Below are 21,845 nucleotides of genomic sequence, written 5' to 3' on the forward strand. Positions count from 1 at the left end.
AGGAAGTAGTATGAAGAGAACGTACCAACCGTCTCGCATTAAAAGGAAAAGAACGCACGGATTTCTTGCCAGAAAGTCCACACCTGGCGGAAGAAGAGTTCTAAGGAACAGAAGAAGAACGGGTAGATGGAGACTCACAGTCTGAAAAGGTATACGTTCAGAAAAAGAGAGCGCCTGAGACTCAGGAGGGACATATCCCTCGTTTTTAGATACGGTAAAGCTATTCAAAGCGAAGAGTTTGTAGTGCTTTACAGGAAGAATGGACTTGATTACAGTAGGTTAGCTATTATCGTAAAGCGAAAATTTGGAAAGGCGAACCGGAGAAACAAATTGAGAAGATGGATTCGTGAGTGCTTTAGATTGAACAAAGATTCTATTCCGAAGGGATTCGACATCATCGTTATAGCAAGGAAAGCGCTATCCGAAAAGTTTGAAAAAAGTAACTACGAAGTTGTCTGCAAAGCACTTTTGGGAAATTTTGAGAGGTTAATTGATGCGGAAAGCAATACTGGGAATCATTAGATTTTATCAAAAGTACATTTCTCCTTTAAAACCTCCAACATGCAGGTTCGAACCAACCTGTTCCACATATACATATCAAGCTGTGGAAAGGTTTGGTGTTTTTAAGGGGTTCCTCCTGGGTTTCTGGCGCATTCTCCGATGTAATCCTTTGTCAAAAGGTGGATTTGACCCTGTTCCGGAAGAATTCACACTGTTCCATCTTCCTAAACATGACAAACCCGTGGAACATCAAAAAATAAATAACATTCGAAGGAGGCGGTCGAGTTGAAAAAAATAACCGTCATTTTTTTGTTGTTAATAACAATGGTAGCGGGATTGACACTTTTTGCTGGATTCTTCGTGGAAGAACGTGTTGATTCTATAGTTATCACATCAAGATATCTACAAGTTGAATTGGGGAAAGATGGCAATTTGCAGAAGGTTACTCACATGTTGGGGAGAGCGTATTTATTTTTTATAAACGACAACGATGGTTTTAATTTGTTTGATTTACAAGGTAAGGAACTTTCAGTTGCAACACCAACATACAACATTCAATACGGTGAGAAATCGAAAGATTTGAAGGACTCATACGAAAGTGTCAAAGTTATTTTCAGTTATGAAAACGGGATTGAAAAGATTTACTCCTTTGACCAGAGGTTTTACACTTACACTTTTGATGTGGAAATTCGCTCCAACGAGGAAATCAAAGTCGCGCTACCATTAATCTGGGATAAATCAACAGTTCGCTCAGCAGTGAATTTCTTTGTCTCATTTAGACCTGATAAAGACTACTCATCCATTGTCAAATTCTCGGGTAAGTTAGACCAAACACAAGTCATTGGGAAGGACTTGAAATTCACAGTTTACATGGGGCCATACAAGAAGGTTGTCGTAAAGCATGTTTTTGGAGAAGATTATGAAAGAATTGCAACACTCATAAAAACCATCCCTGGCGTAGGAACCTGGTACAGTTTTATATCTGATGGTCTCAACGAATTCTTTAGTTGGATAAATTCATTTACAAAAAACTTCGGTTTAACAATTATTATCTTCACAATTATAGTTAGGCTTATTCTCTACCCGTTCTATCATGCACAAACTAAACAGATGATTCAAATGAGAAAACTACAACCGGCTGTAGATGCTATCAAAAAGAAATACAAAGACCCACAAAAACAACAAGAAGAATTAATGAAACTCTACAAAGAAAACAAAATAAATCCATCGAGTGGTTGTTTGATGTTACTTATTCAGTTACCAATCTTCATGCTTCTTTACGGAGTTATTCAAAGTTATCAGGAACTTTTCTCAGTATCTAAAGGTTTCTTGATTTGGAAGGACCTTTCCGTAGGTGGCTGGTCAAACAACTGGCTCTTCTTAGTAGTAACAATATTGACAAGTTATTACCTCGCACTTATCACTAGTCAGGATAGCCGAACTGCTTGGCAGCAGATACTCATGGGTTCCATATTCCCGTTCTTCTTTATAAGCTTACCAAGCGGTATATTCCTTTACTGGACTATGAACTCGATAATTCAACTCGTCATCACATACTACATATACAAACGTTACAAGATAAAAGGCATCTCCCAGCACGAACTTTGGGGAATTCAAAAAAAGAGGGTATAAACCAACGTAAGCAACAAACTACGCGGTAAGAAAAAGGGGTGGGTGACTTGAAGACGATAAACTACGTAGGTAAAAGTGTAGATGAAATCATTGAGCAATTCAAAAGTGAACATGATGTTTTGGAAGGAGAGTATGAAGTCAATGTTATTGATAAAGGGACTCCCGGTATTTTCGGACTTTTCGCAAGAGATGCAGTGGTAGAGATTACGATAACTAACAGGTACTATGAGAGAAAGTTAAAAGAGTTTTTAGAAGAGATTTTTAAACGCTTTGGAGCTGATTATTACATTGAAATAGCAAGTCGCGGGAAAACGTTTATAGCAACATGTCACAGCGAAGAAATTGGGAAACTAATAGGAAAGCACGGAAAAGGCTTAGGAGCTTTGCAACACCTTGCTAATATATACCTAAACAGATTAACAGACACAAAAGTTACCGTAGTTATCGACGCAGGAAATTATCGTGAGAAGAGAAGAGAACAATTAGTAAAGATTGTAGAAGCAGCCGTTGAAAGAGCACGAAAATTCGGTAAAGTGAAGTTAGACCCAATGTTTGCATTCGAAAGAAAAATCGTCCATGAGTTAGCAAAGAAACATAAAGATATACACACGTACTCTGAAGGTTTGGAACCTTACAGGTACGTTGTCATTGAGGCAAGGAGAAGGGGGCGAAACAATGAAGATAGGAAACATTTCAGAAATGCAACCACTTGAAATCGATGGCGGAAAGATCTTAAAACGTGTTTTGATTGGTCCAAGAGATGGTGCTCCGAACTTCGTAATGAGACTCTTTACATTGAAACCTGGAGCTTCAACACCGTATCACACCCACCCATGGGAACACGAAGTATTCGTTGTTGATGGAGAAATTGAAGTTGTGAGTAAAAATGGAAGGACAAGGGTATCTAAAGGTTCTTTTGTTTTCGTTGAACCAAACGAAGAACACCAATTCCACAACTTCACAGATAAAGAGGCATCGTTCATCTGTGTCATTCCAAAAGAAGGTGGAGAATAATAAGTTATCACATCTTTGTCTTTATCAACACAAATTTAACGTAGTTTTATATGTATCGTTTACTTGACACTCAAAAACGTGTGTGCTATAATAACTCACGGTCCTTCGCGTCGGGGCGTAGCGCAGTTGGCTAGCGCGCCGGTCTTGGGAACCGGAGGACGCTGGTTCAAGTCCAGTCGCCCCGACCAGTGATGCGGGTGTAGCTCAATTGGTAGAGCATCGGCCTTCCAAGCCGAGGGTTGCGGGTTCGAGTCCCGTCGCCCGCTCCAGGTTTATTGATAATCTAAACGCCGAAAGGCAGGTTGCGGCCGTAGCTCAACAGGATAGAGCATCGGACTTCTAATCCGAGGGTTGTGGGTTCGAGTCCCGCCGGCCGCGCCAAAAGAAAAAATCAATAAAACAACTATTTGTGGTGGCTATAGCTCAGCTGGCAGAGCGCCTGACTGTGGATCAGGTGGTCGAGGGTTCAAATCCCTCTAGCCACCCCAGTTTTTTATATAATGCAACTATTGAGGACGCGCTCGTAGCTCAACTGGATAGAGCGTCGGACTTCGGATCCGATGGTTGCGGGTTCAAGTCCTGCCGGGCGCGCCAGATTTTGAGAAAAAATCCTAGTTCATTCTGTCAACAGTGGTTGTAACATAAAGTGCGTCATTCTCCGGTGCTTAGAACAAACTACTGAGCTATCAAGCGCCAAAGAAGGGGAGGTAGAACTATGGAAGTACTAAAAGTCTCTTCAAAATCAAACCCAAACAAAGTTGCAGGTGCGTTAGCAGGTGTTATCAGGGAAAAGGGCAAAGCGGAAATTCAGGCTATCGGTGCGGGCGCTGTTAACCAAGCAGTTAAGGCAATCGCAATCGCAAGAGGGTACCTTGCGCCAAGTGGATATGACCTTGTCTGCGTTCCAGCATTCACAGATGTAACAGTGGAAAATGAAACAAGAACAGCGCTTAAGTTCATAGTCTTCCCCAGAGAATAAGTGTAAAATCGAAAATTAGAAAACACAAAGCGGTCCGAAAGATGGACCGCTTTTTATGTTTTTTTGTGCCCGTACATCGTTATTTAAGAGAATTAGCTGAAATTCTTGTAAAGAAGGTCATATTGTCGTTTTTTGCAACAAGAATAACAATGTCTTTCGTTGCGTCCCCCATCTTATCTATAGTGATTGACCCAGTTACACCATCGTAGTTTTCGATATTCCTTATACCCAATGCTATCTTTTCCGGGTTTGTGCTTTTGACATTCTCAATAGCCTTCAAAATAATCATATAAGCATCGTACCCTAAGGCTGAAAGTGTCGAAGGCTTTTCTCCGTATCTCTTTTCATATAGCTCAACAAACCTTTTTCCCAAAGATGATAGTGCCGCATCTGGGTGATAATGATCCGAGAAATACAAACCTTCAACCGCTTTACCACCTATTTTAATCAGTTCGGGGGCATTTGCTCCATCTCCCGCAAGGAAGTATCCTTTAAAGCCTAAAGCTCTTGCTTGTTGTGCGATTAAAGCTATCTCGTTGTAGTAACCAGCAATTAAAATGGCTTCACTACCAAAAGCTATCGCCTGGGTGATTTGTGCACTAAAGTCTGTGTCTCCTGTTTTGTATTGAACTTGCAGTACTTTTCCACCAGATTTTTTGAACCTTTCGATGAAATAATTCGAAAGCCCAACGCTATAATCCTGCTCAATATCTGTGAACACTGTAACTTTTGTTAGTTTCAAATTCTTTACTGCAAATTCCGCCAAGGCGGTCCCTTGCACAGGGTCTATGAAACAGACACGTGAGACAAATTTCTTCCCCTGCGTAACAAGGGGATTAGTTGATGCAGGGCTCAAGAGTGGAATTTTCTTACTCTCAGCTAACTCACCAGCAGCCATCGAATTACCACTCATTATTTCTCCAATCACTGCTACTACTTTTTCCCTGTCAATAAGTCTTGCCATTCCGTTGGCGGCTTCTGTTTTCTCACTCCTAGTGTCCATGTAAACAAGTTCAACTTTTTCCCCCAACACTGAACCTTTTTCGTTGTGAGCTATCTCAATACCCCTTTTCACTAAATCCCCAGCAGCGGCTAACGGACCTGTTAGTGGCAATAGAACCCCTATTTTTACGACCGCAAAGGAACTCATATAAATCAAAGAAATGAGTGTAAACAATAGTGCCTTCAATGTTTTACCCAACATAGTTCGCACCTCCTTTAGACAACTTCAAAAGTTTCTAAAGTTTCCCCTTAACGAACTGACATACGCATTCAAATCAAAATATCCATGACCAGAAAGTGTGAAGACAATTGTCTTTTTCTCATTCTTTTTCGCTTCCTTAATCACATATGCTATTGCGTGTGCCGATTCTGGTGCAGGAACGATTCCCTCCACTTTTGCAAAAAGCTTTCCGGCTTCGAAGACCTCATCCTGACTAACCGCTGCAGCGGATATCAGTTTTTCGTAGAGTAACTTTGAGACAATAGGGGCTGCTCCGTGGTATCTTAACCCACCTGCGTGAATTGCTGGGGGAACAAAGTCCTTACCAAGTGTGTACATTTTCATCATTGGTGTCAAACCTGCGCTATCTCCAAAGTCATATCGATACTCACCTTTTGTCAGTGACGGACAGCTCTCGGGCTCTACCGCAACAATTTCGATATCTTTCCCATCGAGAACATCAGGAATAAAAGGCAATATCGTTCCACCGAAATTAGAACCACCTCCATGGCATGCAACAATCATGTCTGGCGTAATTTCTAACTTTTTTAATTGCTCTTTCAATTCGAGTCCAATTATCGTTTGGTGTAGTAACACATGGTTCAAAACACTTCCAAGTGCATACTTTGCATTTTGTTCTTCAAGGACTGTTTCAATAGCCTCTGAAATCGCTATACCAAGTGTTCCAGGGTGCCCTTCGTCAAACATCTGACCAAATTGCGTTAACTTGCTCGGACTTGGAACTACGTTACCATCAAATAAATTCATTAGTACCTTTCTGAAAGGCTTTTGATTATAGCTAATTTTTACCATAAATACTCGAACTTCCAAGCCAAACTTAGCACCTGCGTACGAAAGTGCACTTCCCCACTGCCCTGCACCCGTTTCGGTTACCAAAACTTTTGTTCCTGAGATTTTGTTGTAGTAAGCCTGTGCAAGAGCAGTATTTGTTTTGTGACTACCTGTAGGGCTGAGCCCTTCGTATTTGTAATAAATCTGTGTACGCGTTCCAAGGTATTCTTCAAGAAAGTGTGCTCGAACGAGTGGTGTAGGTCTGTAGACTGCGTATTCTTTCAAAACGGGCTCAGGAATAGGGATAAATCTTTTGTCACTTACCTCTTGTTCAAGCAGTGGTTCCGGGAATATCCTAAGCAACTTCTCGGGTCTCATCGGCTCACCTGTTTTTGGGTCAAGTGGTGGGTCCAATTTGAATGGCAAGTCTGCAAGCACGTTGTAGTAACTTCTTGGCATTTCCTCGGGCTTCAAATACACAACTTCCCTAAACATACAGTCCCCTCCTCCTTTTATGTGGATTTTTTGTTAAATAAAAAAGCCGGGTACGTTTTTACACGTACCCGGCGATTGTCCACACTTTGTATTTTTTGTTGTTGCCTATTTTCTCCTTAGGTGTGGCAACAACAGACTGGTGGACAACCACCGGTTGTCCACCACCAAGAATTTGTTGAATTTATTTGATATTGATTAGCATTCAAAGAAAATCTAAATTTACTCACCAAAATCATACACCGTCCGTTATGCTGAGCTTTTTGGTATTTTATCATAAACATTTGGAAAAAGTCAAGAGAAACTCGCTCACAATTTTATATGTTTGAACTTCACTACTGTGCTTTGCATTTTTCAATCAACTCAGTCACATATTTATCCATCATCTCTTCTACTTTTTCCTTCATTCCAGGCATTCCAAGAAATGAAGACTCAACAGTGATTATGATTCTATCTTTTTGAACTTCGATCGTTCCTTTCCCAAAGATACTAACCTTTGCTTCAAAGACGTTCTCACTTATTCTTGATATCTTCACGTTGAATTTAGAAATGTACGGTTCTGCTTCTTTCACAGCAACATTGTAGAGTCTCTCTGGCTCACAGGTATGCACGTATTCCTTCCTTATCGTCATCCTCTTCCCCCTTTAAAATTCGTTCCCAACTTTGATTTTCATATTTTGAACAGCCTTTTTTGCGAGTTGCTCTTGTTTTAACCAATATCCATCAAGAATACCTTTTGAAGCAAGTTGCCCAAGGAATTTGTAATGGTAATCTTTCAAAACACCGGGTCCGACATCTGAAAGAGGTGTGCCTGGTAGAGGCATAAAGGTGTGGGCATGAATTTTTGCATTGTACCTCTTAACAATCTTCTCGATGAAATTGAACGTTTGTTCCACATCTTCTTTTGTTTCAAACGGAAATCCGAATATGAAATCTACTTTCGCATAAAAACCGTTGTTAGCCAATATTTCAAGCGCTTCTTCTACCTTCTCAACAGTATGCCCACGACGTATAAGCTGTAGTATCCTATTGCTTCCACTTTGTGCGCCTATAACGATATAATCATGGTTCACATATTTTTTGATAACTTTGACCATCTCATCGGTAACACTCTCAGGCCTTACATCTGATGGGAACGTTCCAAAGTATATCTCTTTTACTCCTGTAGATTTTATTTTATAAAGCAACTCATCAACGACTTCAGGCATCGGTTTAACTCCATTCTTACTACCATACCCGAACGCATTTGGTGTAATAAATCGTGCAATCGTTTTTCCATGCTTTACAGAAATTTTTTCGTATTCGACAATTTGTTCTATACTTCGGTGCCTAACTATTTTGCCAGCCAATCTTGGTGTCTGGCAGTATCCACAATCGAAAGGACAACCACGGGAAATCTCTATAGGCATGAAGAGTTTCTTCTTCTCACATATAGGAGGGTATTTATTCAAATCGACACGATTTTTTACCCCATCAAAGATTCTATTTTCAGGTAACTCACCTTTCAGAAATCTGATGATATTCTCTTCTCCATCACCAACAAAGACATAATCAAAACCAAGCTCTAATAGTTCGAAAGGTAGCGCCGTTGCATGTGGACCACCAGCGATTACAGTGTAACCATGTTTTTTCAACACTCTAAGTTCTTCAATTACCGTATCCAAATCGAAGGTCATAAATGAAAAAGCAACTGCAGTATCCGATACCGGATACTGCAAGATATCAGCAACGTTTTTAGTTTCTAAAATCTCCACATTTTCAATCTCACTAAGCACAGCAGAAACAAGTGCAGTAACACTGTAACGATTATGCTTTGTTGTTCTGAATATGAGCCTTTTAAACATACTTATCCTTTTCGAGATTACCTCCAATTATCCTTAACCCCAAATCTTTTTTCTTACTTCAAGAGCAGGTTCAGCAAGTAGTAAAGAATGACCGCTATCCATAAAGACTATAGACTTGCACTCTTTACCGTAAGATAAATTTACCATTTTTCCACCAAGCTGGCTGCTTGCTCTTATACGTCTTGACACCGTTGACGTAATCGGGATAACCGCGATTACTCTGTCTCTTACGATATATACGTTCTCGTTTATTCTTGCAACTGCTTCGGACATATTTCTAACCCCCTCTTTCTTTACGTTTTTACTTTCACACGTTGAACCTTATTGTTATTATATCACCATCTTCAACGATGTAATCTCTTCCAACAAGCTTCATCAATCCAGCGTCTTTAACCGCTTTCTCGGAACCAAGCCTCACGAGGTCGTCGTATTTTATTACCTCTGCACGGATAAAACCTCTTGCCAAGTCGCTATGGATAACGCCTGCTGCATCGACTGCTGTTGCACCTTTTCTGAGCGTCCATGCACGTACTTCGTCTTTACCAACAGTAAAGAAGGAAATCAATCCAAATTGTGTATAAAGTGCTCTGGATAATCTTTCAATACCTGTTTCGTCTGTTCCCAATTCTTTGAGAAATTCCATCTTTTCTTCTTCACTCAAGGCGTTCAGTTCCATTTCAAGCTTACCACACAGTTCGACATACGCAAACCCATTGTCTTGACAAAGTTTTATAACTTCATCCTTGGTTTGATAACTCTTTTCAGAGAACTGTTCCTCATCAACATTTACTACTACACCTATCGGCTTCAAAGTAGTAAGTGAAAAACCACCAAGCATCTTTTTCTCTTCATCCGTGAGCCCAATTTTCGATAAAAGTTGTTCGTTTTCTAAAGCCTCTTGTATGCGTTTTAGCAACTTTAACTCTGTCTCTTCCTTTGGCTCGAGCTTTCTCTTTGCGTTTTCTAATCTACCAATCCTATTTGTCACTACGTCAAGGTCCCTGAACAGGAATTCATCCAAAGTAGCTTTGAGCTGGTCAATAGGTTTTTCTACCTCAGGGTATGGTACACTATCATTCTTAAACGCTCGAACCACGATAAGCATAGCTTCAACGTTTTGGATGGCGTTAAACACCGCTGTTCGTTCCTTAATATCTTTTATCTTCAAAGCGGGCGTATCGAAAAATTCAAGGGTTGCATAAGTCACTTTCTTTGGTTCATACATCTTTGCAAGAACATCAACTCGTTTATCATGGACTTTTGCAGTTCCCTTTTGATGCTCTTGAGAAAAGAGGTCTACTTCAAGTCCTGTAAGCAAAGAGAATATTGTCGTCTTACCAACCTGTGAAAGTCCAACGATACCTACTTTCATTTCTATTCCTCCTTGAACACCTTTATTAGTGTTGCAATGCGTTCGTTCCTATTGTGCTTTTTGAGTGTCTCGATAAATTCAGAATTTCTCTCAGCGCGAGCAATCGCTATCAATTTTCCATCATGAAAAACCTGGATTATTTGGTCCTTTTTGAAATTCTCGTATTCTACGAGGTCTTCAACCTTTGGTTGAACACCGTTATATATTTTCTCTTGGCTATTCACAATTATTTTTGGAAAATCAAGCACTTTTTCCAATGGAACTAGACTCTTGATAATCAGCTCTCGTAAGCTCTCAAAAGCTTGGGCATCTAAATTCTTTGTCTCTGGTATCATTATTGCATTATCGACTACAAATCTCCCAACGGATAACCTCCTAAGTTCTATTGCAGTTGCTCCACAGCCCAACTTATAACCTATATCCATGCACAAGCTTCTTATGTAAGTGCCAGAAGAGACCTTGGTAACGAATTCAACCTCAGGTAAGTTAATCTTTATGTCCCATATATCGTATATTGTTACTTCACGCGGTGGAAGGTTTATAATCTTCCCTTCGCGTGCGAGTTCATACAACTTTTTTCCTTGGTACTTCTTAGCCGAGTACGCAGGTGGAACTTGTTTGTATGTTCCTATAAAAGATTTTATCGTATTCAAGACTTCTTCTTCAGAAAGTTTTGAGACATCATCGGAATGGTCTTCCATTATTTGACCTGTTATGTCAAAAGTGTCGGTGATTACACCTAATCTGAACTTTACCTTGTAGACTTTGTCAGCATGTTGAAGATACTCAAGTAACCTTGTAGCCTTTCCTACACCAACCACAAGAAGACCCGTTGCGAACGGGTCGAGCGTTCCAGCATGTCCAACTTGTTTTACTTGAAGCAGTTTTCTAATTCTCTCAACAATATCGTGAGACGTCGGTCCCTTTTCTTTATCTACAAGTAGTATTCCTGAAACTACTGGCACAACATCACTCCAAGTCTCGCTTTTTTATCAGAAAATTACCAGTTTTCCAAGAACCTGATATCGTTTCTCACCAAGTCCCTGATATCTTTCACACCGTATTTTACCATTGCGATTCTTTCTATGCCAAGTCCAAACGCAAGTCCGCGCCATTCTTCCGGATCATAACCTACGTTTTTAAATACGTTAGGATGAACCATTCCTGCACCAAGTACCTCAAACCACCTGTTGTTAAAGTATATATCAACCTCAAAGCTCGGTTCGGTGAATGGGAAGTAACTTGGTCGGAGTCTTACCTTAGTATTTTCACCAAGCAGCCTTCTTGCAAATTCTTCCAAGAAATACTTCAAGTGCTTTACTGTAACATCGTGGTCAACGTACAAACCTTCCATCTGTGTAAACATTGGAAGGTGTGTGGCATCGTAGTCTCTTCTGTAAACCCTACCTGGTGCAACTATTGCAAGAGGTGGTTTCCTTGAGAGCATGGTACGTATCTGGACAGGCGAGGTATGTGTTCTTAACATGTACTCGTCGTTGATGTAGAAAGAATCGTGCGCATCACGTGCAGGATGCCATTCTGGAGTGTTGAGCGCATCGAAATTAAACCAAGGCTGTTCGATTTCCGGACCTTCAACTACTGAGAAACCCATTGAAATGAATATATCTTCTAATTCTTTCTGGACCTTCGTAATTATATGTAAATGTCCACGAGCCCTGCGTGCACCCGGCATTGTTGGATCAACCCAGAGTTTTTTGTAAAGCAGTTGTTTCTCACTTTCCATCAACTGACTTTTTCTTTCTTCAAGCAAACCTTCTATCTCATCTTTTAGCTCGTTGACAACCTTTCCAAAGTTTGGTCTTTCTTCGGGTGGTAAATCTTTGAGCTTTTTCATCAGTGAAGTAACAATACCAGATTTTCCCAGGTACTTTACCCTCAAGTCGTTAAGCTGTTTACTATCAGTTGCATTTGAAATCTCGTTTTTTGCATTCTCAAGTATACTTTTGAGTTCTTCAGAGTATCCGGAATATCCAGAAACCATGTGTATGCCCCCTTGTTCATCTCACAAGAATTTATTTCTCGAATTGCCCGAGCGTGTAAACAACTAACCCGCCAATAGCAATCCAAAGAAACATTCCAAAAACATTACCTGTCCCATGATAAGCTGGGGTTATGGGATAAAGTGAACCGGCGATTAATCCCAGGATAAAGTTCAAAACAGAGAGCTTAGCCTTTTCAAACCAAATCTTCAGAAGTTTCGAAATAGTTCCTATACCTATCAAAACACCTATTCCAAGAGTAAGTATAAAAAGCAAATCTGAAATCGTGAACCCACCACTGGCAATTTTTGTTAACTTAGACACGGTTTTTATAGCTGCTTCGTAGTACCCCATGAGCATCAGCAGTAATGAGCCACTAATTCCAGGTAAGACCATCGCCGCTCCCGCAATAACACCAGCAAGAGCTAAAAAGAAATAGCCCAATCCACCTACCACGGAAGTTACGTGTGATTGACCACTTTTAAAAAAATACGGAACGACAACTATCAGAAAACCAACCACAAACTCAAAAAAGCGAAATTTAGAAACTTCTTTTCTGAAATTCCACAAAGAGAAAAGTATAAGCCCAAAGAAAAAACTGTAAGTATAAAACGGGTGGTTTTGAAATGCCCATGTAAGTAATTTACTCCCAGTAATAACCCCAATAAGAATTCCTATAGCAAGTGTTGCTATAAAGGCGATATCTTTCCTACTAATCTTAAACTCCATTATGTCGTTTATAACATCGATAAACCTCTCAAAAATGCCCATTATAACAGCTATTGTTCCACCGCTGATACCTGGAATCACATTCGCCCAACCCATGAACAAACCCGCTATGATTGGTCTAAAAATTTCATCGTACATTCCTGCAGTCCTCCTGTATAACCACTTTTTGGTTTACTTCAATCGCTGTCAGTTTCCCACCGTACACACATCCTGTATCGATTCCTATTTTATCTTCATCAAAATATACCTCTTCAAAGGGCGTGTGACCAAAAACAACTACAAAGCCCAGGTTATGTCTTTTAAGTATAAACTCTTCCCTAATCCATATCAAATCCCTTGGCTCCTGTTTCTCAATTGGCACATTTGGTCTAACGCCACCATGGACAAATAGATATTTCCCTTCGATGTGGTAGTATTTAGTATTTCTGTAGAAGCTCATGTGCTCCTCGTTCGTTTCTAATTGAATAAGATTTCCGTAACTTCTAATTGTTGCCTGTGCTCCGTTTAAGTTCCATAAAAAGATATCATCGTTATTATCGATAACATCAAGCAACATCTGTTCGTGGTTTCCTCTTAAAAACACACACTGCGTCATCTTAGAGAGCAGGAGCAAAAAATCAACAACTCCCTTCGCATCGGGCCCTCTGTCTATATAATCACCCAGGAAGATTAACTTATCGTGCTCACTCGGTGATATTCTTTCTATCACTCTTTCCAAAGCTCTCAAACAACCATGAATATCACCTATTGCCCATAATCCCATTTAACCGAACTCCTCATCGATATTTTGTTATTTTTTCTTTTTAGTTTTCGTTGTAGAAGTCTTTGAATTCTTTGACTTCGAAGTTTGACTCTTCTTGTAAAATCTTTTCTTGCTATAGTTACTCGATGAATTCTTTTCCTGTGTATTACTTTCTTTGTTGATTCCTTCTTGAATTTCTTGCTCTAATTCGTCCTGTTCGTTTGAATTTTGTTCTTTCACCACATAAAGCTTATTACCATCTATGACTCCGAATATATCCGGTTTTAAAGCCTTGTTTGCTTTACAATGTGGGCAGTGTAAGTATAGGCCGAACTTTCCAACTTTGAGTTTGTAGTTACCTGAACAGTCTTCACACTGGATATCTGTATCAAAATCTATAGCAAAAAACTCATTCTTAGCTTTTTCCAAATCCTTGTTGAACTCCTTGAGGAACGTCTTGACAACCTCTTTCCAATCCCTTTTACCATTTTCAATTTCGTCGAGGTCCTTTTCCATCTCGGCAGTAAATCCCTTGTCCACTATATCCGGAAACCTTTGCTCAAGATAATGGTTCACGACAAATCCAAGAATTGTAGGAATCAGAGTTTTTCTTTTCTTAACAACGTATCCTCTATCCAAAAGTGTTTGGATAATCGTCGCATACGTGCTTGGTCGACCTATGCCTTCCGCTTCTAATGTCTTAACGAGTGAAGCTTCCGTGTATCTATCCGGAGGTGTTGTTTGTGATTCTGCTGTTTTAACCTCGACCGAGTATTCTTCATTAACCTTAAGTTCCTTATGTTCTTCGCTTAGTTCGTTGTCTAATGTGTAAACTTTTTCAAATCCATCAAATATACGTTCTCTTATACTTGCCTCAAAAACATATCTACCACTCTCGAAATCGTAGCTGTACTGTTTGTAAACCGCACTACTCATTTGCGATGCGATGAATCGCTTCCAAATCAGTTCGTATAACTTATGGTGGTCTTTGTCCAGCAATTCTTTAGCCTTTTCTGGGGTAATATTTATATCAACTGGCCTGATACACTCGTGGGCATCCTGTATTTTTCCTTTGGTCTTCGAGTTTTTCTTGGAAGTTCCACTTGCACTTCCATTTAGGTATTCTTTTCCGAAATTTTTCAAAATGAACGCTTCTGCTGCCTCTTTCGCTTCATCGGAAACTCTTGTTGAATCTGTTCTCATGTAGGTTATAAATGCAATGTGCCCTTCTTTTGTATCAACACCTTCGTACAACTCTTGAGCTATTCGCATCGTTTTAGAAACTGGGAAGCCGAGCTTGCTTGCCGCATCCTGTTGCAATGTACTGGTTATAAACGGTGCAGGTGGATTTTTCTTTACTTCCTTGATATCTACATCCACTAAACGCACGCTCTTTACGTTTTTAACCACATCTTTTGCAATATCTTCATTTATATCTGTGGGTTTCACCTTTTTACCATCTATCTTTGTTAAATAAGCCTTCAACCCTGCGATATCTATCCAAACTTTGAAATACTTCTGTGGAACAAATCTAAGCCGTTCTCTTTCACGTTCACAGATTATTTTTAGAGCGGCAGATTGTACTCTCCCTGCACTTTTTGCATCCTTTATGATACGCCAAAGAAGTGGGCTAATCGTATAACCTACTATTCTGTCAAGTACTCTTCTAGCAAGTTGAGCGTTGACTTTGTTCATGTCTATCTCCCTTGGGTTCTTAACAGCTTCCTTTATCGCGCGCTCGGTAATTTCGGTGAATGTGATCCTGTTCTTTCCCTTGACTCCAAGGATTGTTGAGAGATGCCAGGCAATGGCTTCTCCTTCTCTGTCCTGGTCGGAAGCAAGTAACACTTCTTTTCCTGAAGTTATCTTCTTTATCTGCTCAACAACACTCTCTTTGCCTGGTATAATCTCAAAATCCAATTTAAGCGAATCAAGGTCCACACCAAACTGTTTCTGTGGAAGGTCACGGATGTGACCTTTTGAAGATATGACCTGGTAATCACTTCCAAGGATTCGCTCTATTGTTTTCGCTTTCGCAGGTGACTCAACGATAATAACTTTTCTCTTTTCTGTCTTTGCCTCATCCTTCTTGTGATATTCCTCTACACCCTGTTGGCTGTTTTGTTTTTCCAAGTCATCTCTTTTGTCTTTGGTCTTGGATTTTGCCATAGCTTTCACCTACTTCCTTTATTTAAGGAAAAACCTTCTGCTAAGATTCGAGTCGTATTCACTCCAATCTTTTTCCTTATCCTCCTTGTCTATTATCTGCATCACACGATTAATCTTGGAATCCATATTTTCAATAAAGTGAAGCACAAGTGCCTCTGGGGTTTTTGGTAACACAGGCGAGCCCCACTCGAATTCACCATGATGGGATGCAATAAGGTGTTTTAATTTCAAGAACTTCTCATAGGATATTCCCCTTGCCTTTTGAGCTAGCATTTCGATTCCTATGATGATATGCCCCACCAATTCACCTTCCGTTGTCACTTCTATGCCATTGTAATTAACTGTGTATTCCTTGACCTTTCCAATATCATGTAACAACGCACCTGTCACAAGTAAATCTCTATCAAATTGGTTGTAAATCCTACAAACACTGTCGACAAGTTTCGCAACGGTCAGCGAGTGTTCCAATAATCCACCTTTATATGCGTGATGTATCCTCATTCCCGCCGGTGAACTCTTAAACATTTCTACAAAATTTTTGTCCTCAACAAAGAATCTTTGAAGTATTGTTTTGTAATCTTCGTCTCGGATTGTATCAATCAACCTGAGAACCGATTTATACATTTCTTCAACATTTTCAGCACTCTTAACAAAACGTTCAATATCGTATTCATTTTCAGAAAGCTTCTTTATAGCGTCCTGTTCGTTTAAGATATTTATCTGTACACGCTCCTCGAAATACACAACTTTTCCTCTGACGTTGACAACATGACCAACCTGGAGTTTTTCATCGTTTGCCTCAGCGTTGTACCAATCAACAGCCCGAATGCTTCCGGTTCTGTCTTCCAACGTTAAAAGCAGGAACTTTTTACCATCTTTTGCTTCTTGGAGTTTTTTGCTCTTAATTTTGTATATTCCATCGATTTCTTTGTCGATCCAGTTCCGCAGTTCCTCCACATAAGGAGACCTAAGCTTTTCAAGAGTTTCTCTGAATCTGTTCACAATTCCAACCCCTCGTATTTTCTTGGTACCCGTTCGGAGATTCTGCAGGTTACCTCGTAGTTTATTGTTCCTACTAATTTCGCTATTTCCTCAGCAGTAATTTGATTAGCGCCTTGCTTGCCAATCAAAACCACCTCATCGCCTATCTTGACGTCTTCCAAGTGGCTAACATCTACCATGAACTGGTCCATACAGACTCTTCCAACAATTGGACACTTTTCCCCGTGTATTAATACATATCCCTTGTTTGATAAGCTTCGCCAATATCCATCAGCGTATCCAACAGGAATGGTTGCAATCCTCATTTCAGTGTACGCAGTGAACGTTCGACCGTAACTTACCGTGTCTCCAGGCTGTATGGTTTTTACATGTGAAACAACTGTTTTCCAAGTGAGTACAGGTTTCAATTTATCACTCTTGACCGTATCACCTGGTTGTAAACCGTAACTCGCAATACCAACCCTGACGTAATCGAAACAATTGACAACTCTTGATATCCCCGCCCCACTGTTGCAAACATGTTTTATCTTGACATCCAAATCGAGTTTCGAAAACTCTTCTGCCTGCTTTTGAGTAAATGCCACATCCGACTCTTCCAAACTATCAGCTACAGCAAAGTGAGTGTAGGCTCCTTCAACCTCAAATCCCGCTTTCCGTGCTGCTTTAACAAATTCTATTGCTTCGGCAGGTGGGATACCCAATCTGCGCATTCCTGTGTCTATCTTTACATGACACTTTGGTTTGAAAGCTTCTTTCGAATACCGCCAAAGTTGCTCCCAAGAGTAAAGTGTTATGATTATGTTATGCTTGTAAGCTATTTGAAGCATGTCTGGTTCGATGTAATTAAAAACCAGGATGTTAGACTTTAAACCGTGTTTACGTAATTCAAGGGCTTCTTCTAAAAACGCTACCGCAAAATAGTCCATTCCTGCCCGTTCCGCTGCTTTGGATAGCACAACCGCACCATGACCATACGCATTTGCTTTAACAACAGGCATGACCTTAGCCGGTGCACAATGCTCTTGGAAGAAACGGAGGTTGTCGATATAGTTCCTAACGTTTATCACAGCGTATGTTCTTCGACTTTCCACAAGCAGCGCCTCCCAACCCTTCTATTTACACATCTTTTGCAAATCGTTTGGTAAACTTGATAAAACCACCTGGACACCATCAATAGGCGGTAGTTTGTACACCTTCCATCGCGTTCTTATTTTTGTTTCAAAAACTCCATCTTCAACTTCAATTATATCACTTAAGGGAACTGAAAAGTATATTGTTGAAATTTTATCCTTTGAAACCTCCAACTTTAATATAAAACTTTCTATCAAAAAGAAGACAAGCCCAGCATAAGCTGATAAAAGTACAAAGACCATTAAACTTGATAACTGCAAAGAAAAAAGATAGAGCACAACAGGTGTGCTCAAAATTATCTCTAACAGTATTAAAACTTTATACCACTTCTTTACTCTCAAGACCATACTCATCACTCATTCAATTTCAAAAAAAGCGGGGTGTATCCCCGCTTTTTATGCCTCTACTGCTACGGATTGTGATTTACTTACGTACCTTTTGACCTTACCTGCTTTTAAACAGCTTGTACAAACGTTCATCCTTTTCACAGTTCCGTTTTCAAGTAGAACCCTTACTTTCTGAACATTTGGCTTAAACCATCTGTTCGTGTGTCTGTTGGAGTGGCTGACGTTCTTACCTGCTCTTGGTTCTTTTCCGCAAATTTCGCACTTTGCCATGACCGCTTCCTCCTTTATTTTGATTTTAATTACTATATCAATTAAGCCACACTACAGTAGGGACCACTACGTGGTATATTATACCAATTCTCTTTGCAAATTCAAGTAGGATTTTTTGTAGCTTAGGTTAATTTTATCTGATTTCTTGGACTTGGACCGTATTTGTTGTTCCAGGTTTACCCCAAGGAATACCAGCAACAATGACAACTTTATCACCAGGCTGGACAAATCCTAATTCTTTGGCTTTTTTCGTAACCTCCTCTATCATCTCATCCGTTGTTAAACTCTTTTCAAGCATTACAGGAACCACGCCCCAAACTAACGATAACCTACAGAACGTTTCATAGGAATTTGTTGCAGCCATTATGGGTATCGATGGTTTGTATTTAGAGACATGGATAGCAGTCGCTCCTGTTCCCGTCGCGGTTATTATGAGCTTCGCGTCGATGTTTTTGGCAAGATTAGTCGCTGCGTAAGAAATCGCACTTGGGAGATCCAAACTCGACGAATACTCTTTTAACCAGTCAAGTCTAAATGTTTCGTACTCTTCCATAAAGGATTCAGTGTTCTTTGCCACTTCATCCATAACCCGTACAGCTTCGCATGGATACTTACCAATTGAAGTCTCTGCGGAAAGCATTACGGCATCCGTTCCATCTAAAATGGCGTTCGATATATCAGTTACTTCAGCTCTGGTCGGAGTTGCGCTATTTATCATACTTTCAAGCATTTGGGTTGCGGTAATCACGGGTTTTTTATAAAGATTCGCAACTTCTATTATCCGCTTCTGAGCAATTGGAACCTGGGCTATGGGAATTTCGACTCCAAGGTCTCCTCGTGCAACCATCACAGCATCCGCCTTAATTACAATCTCTTCAAGATTATTTAAAGCTTGTGCGGTCTCTATCTTCGCTACTATAGGGATGTCCGTTAGTCTTTTCGCATCTTCAACATCTTTTGCTTTCCTAACAAATGAAAGTGCAAAGTAATCTATCCTTTCCTCATTTCCAAGTCTAATAAATTCTTTGTCCCGGTCTGTAATAGATGGTATAGAGATGTCGACACCTGGAAGGTTGACACCTCTTTTGTGTGTTATCGTTCCACCGCGGTCAATTACGCATATTATAGCTTTTCTGGACTTATCGATGTCCTTAACTGTTAAAGAAACTGCTCCATCATTAATTAATATCCTTTCACCAGGTTTGATTTCCTCGTAGAGTTTATCGTAGTTTATCCAAAAGCGTTGTGAATTACCAACAAATTCTTCGCCACATACAATTTCTACTTCTTTTCCATCCTCGAGTGTTATGTAATCTGTTTCAAACATTCCCGTTCTTATCTTTGGACCAGCTAAGTCTAAGAGTATGGCAAATTGATACCCTTTTTCTCTCACCCTCTTTAGCCTTTCAATCCTTTCTCTGTGAACCTCTATTGTCTCGTGCGATGAATTCAACCTGAAGACTTTAACCCCACATTCCAAGAGTTTAACAATATTTTCTTCCGATTCGCTCGCAGGTCCAATAGTCGCAACAATCTTTGTTTTTCTCACCCTTACACCTCCAATCTTCTTTTTGCTTGAGAAAGCTTTATATTTTTCAAGTATCGCCTTTTTCATATTATACCACAAAACCAAAAGAAAAAAGCCCGCGACTTATTGCTGTCACGGGCTTTTCTACCAATTTCTTTTATATGGGTTATTATTCAATGTTCCATTTCATTATACCAACGATAAGAACCACAACGTAAGCCCATGTGATTGAGAAAAGTGGTATAAGAGCTGCACTCTTCACCCAGAAAAAGTCAACAACGTTTAGGGCAATCATTACCACACTCATTAAGACTGCTTTTCTCATACCTTGTCTAACCCTCAGCTCACCAAAATCCTTGGCAATGAGGAAAGTAAAAATAGCCAGAATAACGTATGCTACCGGGGATATAGAGAGTCCTAACTTTGAGAAGAAGAGCTTGAAATCTTCTGAGAAGAAACCAACAGAGATAAGTATGTAAACTCCTGAAACAACGTTTGCAATGTTCATAGACGCCTTTGCCTGCTGTATTACCGCAAGCAATATAGGCACTGCTAAAACTATGTTTGCTATGAACATCAAAACAGAATACGCATTCACATTCGTCATTCAAACCACATCCTTATGACCTTACAATGTGGCTTTGTATTCATCTTCCGTCAAAAGCTCGTCAAGTTCCGCAGGATTCGACATTTCTATTTGAACAAGCCAACCTTCACCCTCTGGGTCTTGGTTTATCAATTCTGGCGTGGCGTTTACCTTATCGTTGACTGCTACTATCTTACCACTGACTGGTGCATATACATCGCCAGCTGCTTTGACGCTCTCAAGCGATACTATTCTTTCTCCCTTTTTAACTTCCTTGCCAACAGCAGGAAGTTCTACGTAAACAATGTCTCCAAGTTGTTCTTGTGCATAGTTTGAAACTCCTACTTTTCCTGTTTCAGTGTCGATCCATTCATGAGTTTTTGTGTACTTTTTCATCCCATCATACCTCCCTTGAGCTTTATGATAATGTTAACTAAAAGTATTGAAACTTTCCAAAAACTGCATTATCCTTATAAAGAGGGGACACCCCCCAACCAACTCTCGACAAAGGAGGTATCCCGATATGAACAACTCAACGCTCTCTTGTCCAAAATGCGGTTCCACCAGCTTATACAAAAACGGTCATGACAAATACGGTAACCAACAATTCCTTTGCAAACTCTGCCATCATTCTTTCAAACTCTCCCATTCTCAAAAACGCAAAAACTTCCCTTTCCCTTATCCCAAATGCACTTCTTGTGGTAAATCTATGCAAATTTACAAAGTCCGTCGCTCTTTCGTTGTCTTCCGTTGTAGAGCTTGTCGTACCAAAGATAGAGTACCTTTTAACCTCCCCGAACCAGTCACCCTTATTCCTGAGAAATTTAAATATTTCCGCTTCCCTATCTTTTTCGTCTTAAAGGCTTTTGTTTTGTATATGAAACACAATATGTCTTATCGCTCTCTTGCTCATTCTCTTAATATCAAAGTATCTCATGTCACCATATACAAATGGGTTATTAAATTGTGTACTTTATTCTCTGTACTTTTTCCAACATTTACCATCGAAAATGTTTTCTCAGTTCATGCTGATGAAACTGTTCTTGTGTTCAAAGAACAAAAGTACTATGTTTGGCTATTAGTTGATCACGAAACTAACTTAATTCTTTGTTGGCATGTCTCAAAGTATCGTGATATGGGACAAGTCAAAGTATTGCTCGAGAAGTTCTTTGGTAATTCAAAACCTAGAAACATTGAACTTATTACTGATGGACTTGGTGCATATGAAAGTGCAGTAAAGCTGTTGTTCAGAAATATCAATCACGTAGTGGTACCGCTCGGTAAAAACAATCAATGTGAATCTAAGTTTTCATTGTTGAAAGACTTTTTCCGACTCAAGCGAGGGCTGAAGAATACGAAGAACTTAGCGAAATATATTCAAGGATTTTGTGTAGTGAAGAATCTTTGGAAAACGCACAATGGCAATATCAATCGCATTCTTTCACAATTACACTCTTTCATCACTACAAGTTAACACTATCAGCTTTATTGTG

Annotated in this window: 26 protein-coding genes and 5 tRNA genes; 13 read left to right on the forward strand and 18 right to left on the reverse strand. The window is 39.9% G+C overall.

The annotated features are described in order from the left end of the window. The first annotated feature begins 10 nt into the window (after positions 1–10). The 12 genes from rpmH to FERPE_RS06155 all read left to right on the forward strand — a co-directional run bounded on the left by rpmH (position 11) and on the right by FERPE_RS06155 (position 4,126). Positions 11–145, forward strand: a complete 135-nt coding sequence (gene rpmH / locus FERPE_RS06100; protein WP_014451771.1) for a 50S ribosomal protein L34 — start codon at positions 11–13, stop codon at positions 143–145. After that, positions 127–522 carry a ribonuclease P protein component gene (rnpA, locus tag FERPE_RS06105; protein ID WP_014451772.1) on the forward strand — a complete coding sequence of 132 codons (396 nt, stop codon included), beginning with the start codon at positions 127–129 and terminating at the stop codon, positions 520–522. The genes rpmH and rnpA overlap by 19 nt, the downstream gene beginning before the upstream one ends. Then, positions 494–790: a membrane protein insertion efficiency factor YidD gene (gene yidD / locus FERPE_RS06110; RefSeq protein ID WP_014451773.1), complete on the forward strand. Its 297-nt coding sequence runs from the start codon at positions 494–496 to the stop codon at positions 788–790. Before rnpA ends, yidD begins: the two co-directional genes overlap by 29 nt. Further along, on the forward strand, positions 787–2,133 hold the full coding sequence (gene yidC, locus FERPE_RS06115; protein WP_014451774.1) for a membrane protein insertase YidC: 1,347 nt from the start codon (positions 787–789) through the stop codon (positions 2,131–2,133). Before yidD ends, yidC begins: the two co-directional genes overlap by 4 nt. 47 nt (positions 2,134–2,180) lie before the next feature. Next, positions 2,181–2,846 (forward strand): RNA-binding cell elongation regulator Jag/EloR, encoded by a 666-nt coding sequence (jag, locus tag FERPE_RS06120; RefSeq protein ID WP_014451775.1) that lies wholly within the window; start codon positions 2,181–2,183, stop codon positions 2,844–2,846. Then, complete coding sequence (locus tag FERPE_RS06125) at positions 2,809–3,147, forward strand: cupin domain-containing protein (RefSeq protein ID WP_014451776.1); 339 nt, start codon at positions 2,809–2,811, stop codon at positions 3,145–3,147. Before jag ends, FERPE_RS06125 begins: the two co-directional genes overlap by 38 nt. A 111-nt stretch (positions 3,148–3,258) precedes the next feature. Further along, positions 3,259–3,335, forward strand: a tRNA-Pro gene (locus FERPE_RS06130). 5 nt (positions 3,336–3,340) lie between these two features. After that, positions 3,341–3,416 (forward strand) — tRNA-Gly (locus tag FERPE_RS06135). Positions 3,417–3,451: 35 nt separating this feature from the next. Then, positions 3,452–3,528: transfer RNA gene (locus FERPE_RS06140), tRNA-Arg, on the forward strand. Positions 3,529–3,559: 31 nt separating this feature from the next. Further along, positions 3,560–3,635: transfer RNA gene (locus tag FERPE_RS06145), tRNA-His, on the forward strand. Positions 3,636–3,664: 29 nt separating this feature from the next. Continuing rightward, a tRNA-Arg gene (locus FERPE_RS06150) sits at positions 3,665–3,741 on the forward strand. Between the two features lie 121 nt (positions 3,742–3,862). Next, entirely contained in the window at positions 3,863–4,126 is a 264-nt protein-coding gene (locus tag FERPE_RS06155; protein ID WP_014451777.1) for a stage V sporulation protein S, read from the forward strand. Between the two features lie 79 nt (positions 4,127–4,205). On the opposite strand, the gene FERPE_RS06160 is transcribed toward FERPE_RS06155, so the two are convergent. The 18 genes from FERPE_RS06160 to gcvH form a co-directional block, all read right to left on the reverse strand. Further along, the gene (locus FERPE_RS06160) at positions 4,206–5,330 is read right to left on the reverse strand and encodes an ABC transporter substrate-binding protein (protein ID WP_014451778.1); all 1,125 of its coding nucleotides are present in this window, start codon (positions 5,328–5,330) and stop codon (positions 4,206–4,208) included. Positions 5,331–5,354: 24 nt separating this feature from the next. Then, entirely contained in the window at positions 5,355–6,635 is a 1,281-nt protein-coding gene (locus FERPE_RS06165; RefSeq protein ID WP_014451779.1) for a TrpB-like pyridoxal phosphate-dependent enzyme, read from the reverse strand. A gap of 332 nt (positions 6,636–6,967) precedes the next feature. Then, the gene (locus tag FERPE_RS06170) at positions 6,968–7,264 is read right to left on the reverse strand and encodes a hypothetical protein (protein WP_014451780.1); all 297 of its coding nucleotides are present in this window, start codon (positions 7,262–7,264) and stop codon (positions 6,968–6,970) included. Between the two features lie 12 nt (positions 7,265–7,276). Then, positions 7,277–8,476, reverse strand: coding sequence for a TIGR04013 family B12-binding domain/radical SAM domain-containing protein (locus FERPE_RS06175; RefSeq protein WP_014451781.1), 1,200 nt, complete (start codon positions 8,474–8,476; stop codon positions 7,277–7,279). Between the two features lie 33 nt (positions 8,477–8,509). Then, entirely contained in the window at positions 8,510–8,749 is a 240-nt protein-coding gene (locus FERPE_RS06180; protein WP_014451782.1) for a DUF370 domain-containing protein, read from the reverse strand. Between the two features lie 34 nt (positions 8,750–8,783). Continuing rightward, positions 8,784–9,848, reverse strand: coding sequence for a DUF933 domain-containing protein (locus FERPE_RS06185; RefSeq protein WP_014451783.1), 1,065 nt, complete (start codon positions 9,846–9,848; stop codon positions 8,784–8,786). Positions 9,849–9,850: 2 nt separating this feature from the next. Then, positions 9,851–10,813, reverse strand: a complete 963-nt coding sequence (gene truB, locus FERPE_RS06190; RefSeq protein ID WP_014451784.1) for a tRNA pseudouridine(55) synthase TruB — start codon at positions 10,811–10,813, stop codon at positions 9,851–9,853. A gap of 35 nt (positions 10,814–10,848) precedes the next feature. Continuing rightward, positions 10,849–11,850 (reverse strand): phenylalanine--tRNA ligase subunit alpha, encoded by a 1,002-nt coding sequence (gene pheS, locus FERPE_RS06195; RefSeq protein ID WP_014451785.1) that lies wholly within the window; start codon positions 11,848–11,850, stop codon positions 10,849–10,851. A gap of 31 nt (positions 11,851–11,881) precedes the next feature. Next, positions 11,882–12,715, reverse strand: coding sequence for a DUF368 domain-containing protein (locus FERPE_RS06200; protein WP_014451786.1), 834 nt, complete (start codon positions 12,713–12,715; stop codon positions 11,882–11,884). Further along, positions 12,705–13,340 carry a metallophosphoesterase family protein gene (locus tag FERPE_RS06205; RefSeq protein ID WP_014451787.1) on the reverse strand — a complete coding sequence of 212 codons (636 nt, stop codon included), beginning with the start codon at positions 13,338–13,340 and terminating at the stop codon, positions 12,705–12,707. The genes FERPE_RS06200 and FERPE_RS06205 overlap by 11 nt, the downstream gene beginning before the upstream one ends. Positions 13,341–13,367: 27 nt before the next feature. Beyond that, positions 13,368–15,488 carry a type I DNA topoisomerase gene (topA, locus tag FERPE_RS06210; RefSeq protein ID WP_014451788.1) on the reverse strand — a complete coding sequence of 707 codons (2,121 nt, stop codon included), beginning with the start codon at positions 15,486–15,488 and terminating at the stop codon, positions 13,368–13,370. Between the two features lie 18 nt (positions 15,489–15,506). Further along, complete coding sequence (locus tag FERPE_RS06215; RefSeq protein ID WP_014451789.1) at positions 15,507–16,490, reverse strand: 3'-5' exoribonuclease YhaM family protein; 984 nt, start codon at positions 16,488–16,490, stop codon at positions 15,507–15,509. Further along, positions 16,487–17,581 (reverse strand): alanine racemase, encoded by a 1,095-nt coding sequence (gene alr / locus FERPE_RS06220; RefSeq protein WP_014451790.1) that lies wholly within the window; start codon positions 17,579–17,581, stop codon positions 16,487–16,489. Before alr ends, FERPE_RS06215 begins: the two co-directional genes overlap by 4 nt. A gap of 21 nt (positions 17,582–17,602) precedes the next feature. Beyond that, on the reverse strand, positions 17,603–17,968 hold the full coding sequence (locus FERPE_RS06225) for a hypothetical protein (protein ID WP_014451791.1): 366 nt from the start codon (positions 17,966–17,968) through the stop codon (positions 17,603–17,605). 48 nt (positions 17,969–18,016) lie between these two features. Then, positions 18,017–18,238, reverse strand: coding sequence for a 50S ribosomal protein L28 (gene rpmB / locus FERPE_RS06230; protein ID WP_014451792.1), 222 nt, complete (start codon positions 18,236–18,238; stop codon positions 18,017–18,019). A 133-nt stretch (positions 18,239–18,371) separates the two neighbouring features. Beyond that, positions 18,372–19,787: a pyruvate kinase gene (gene pyk / locus FERPE_RS06235; RefSeq protein WP_014451793.1), complete on the reverse strand. Its 1,416-nt coding sequence runs from the start codon at positions 19,785–19,787 to the stop codon at positions 18,372–18,374. Positions 19,788–19,935: 148 nt separating this feature from the next. Then, entirely contained in the window at positions 19,936–20,373 is a 438-nt protein-coding gene (locus FERPE_RS06240; RefSeq protein ID WP_014451794.1) for a hypothetical protein, read from the reverse strand. Between the two features lie 21 nt (positions 20,374–20,394). Further along, positions 20,395–20,748 carry a glycine cleavage system protein GcvH gene (gene gcvH / locus FERPE_RS06245; RefSeq protein WP_014451795.1) on the reverse strand — a complete coding sequence of 118 codons (354 nt, stop codon included), beginning with the start codon at positions 20,746–20,748 and terminating at the stop codon, positions 20,395–20,397. A gap of 127 nt (positions 20,749–20,875) precedes the next feature. Between gcvH and FERPE_RS10625 the strand changes: the two genes are divergently transcribed. Next, a complete protein-coding gene (locus FERPE_RS10625) occupies positions 20,876–21,826 on the forward strand; it encodes a DDE-type integrase/transposase/recombinase (protein ID WP_011993230.1) in 951 nt (316 codons plus the stop codon). Positions 21,827–21,845: the final 19 nt, after the last annotated feature.

The sequence above is a fragment of the Fervidobacterium pennivorans DSM 9078 genome (assembly GCF_000235405.2).
Classification (GTDB): domain Bacteria; phylum Thermotogota; class Thermotogae; order Thermotogales; family Fervidobacteriaceae; genus Fervidobacterium; species Fervidobacterium pennivorans.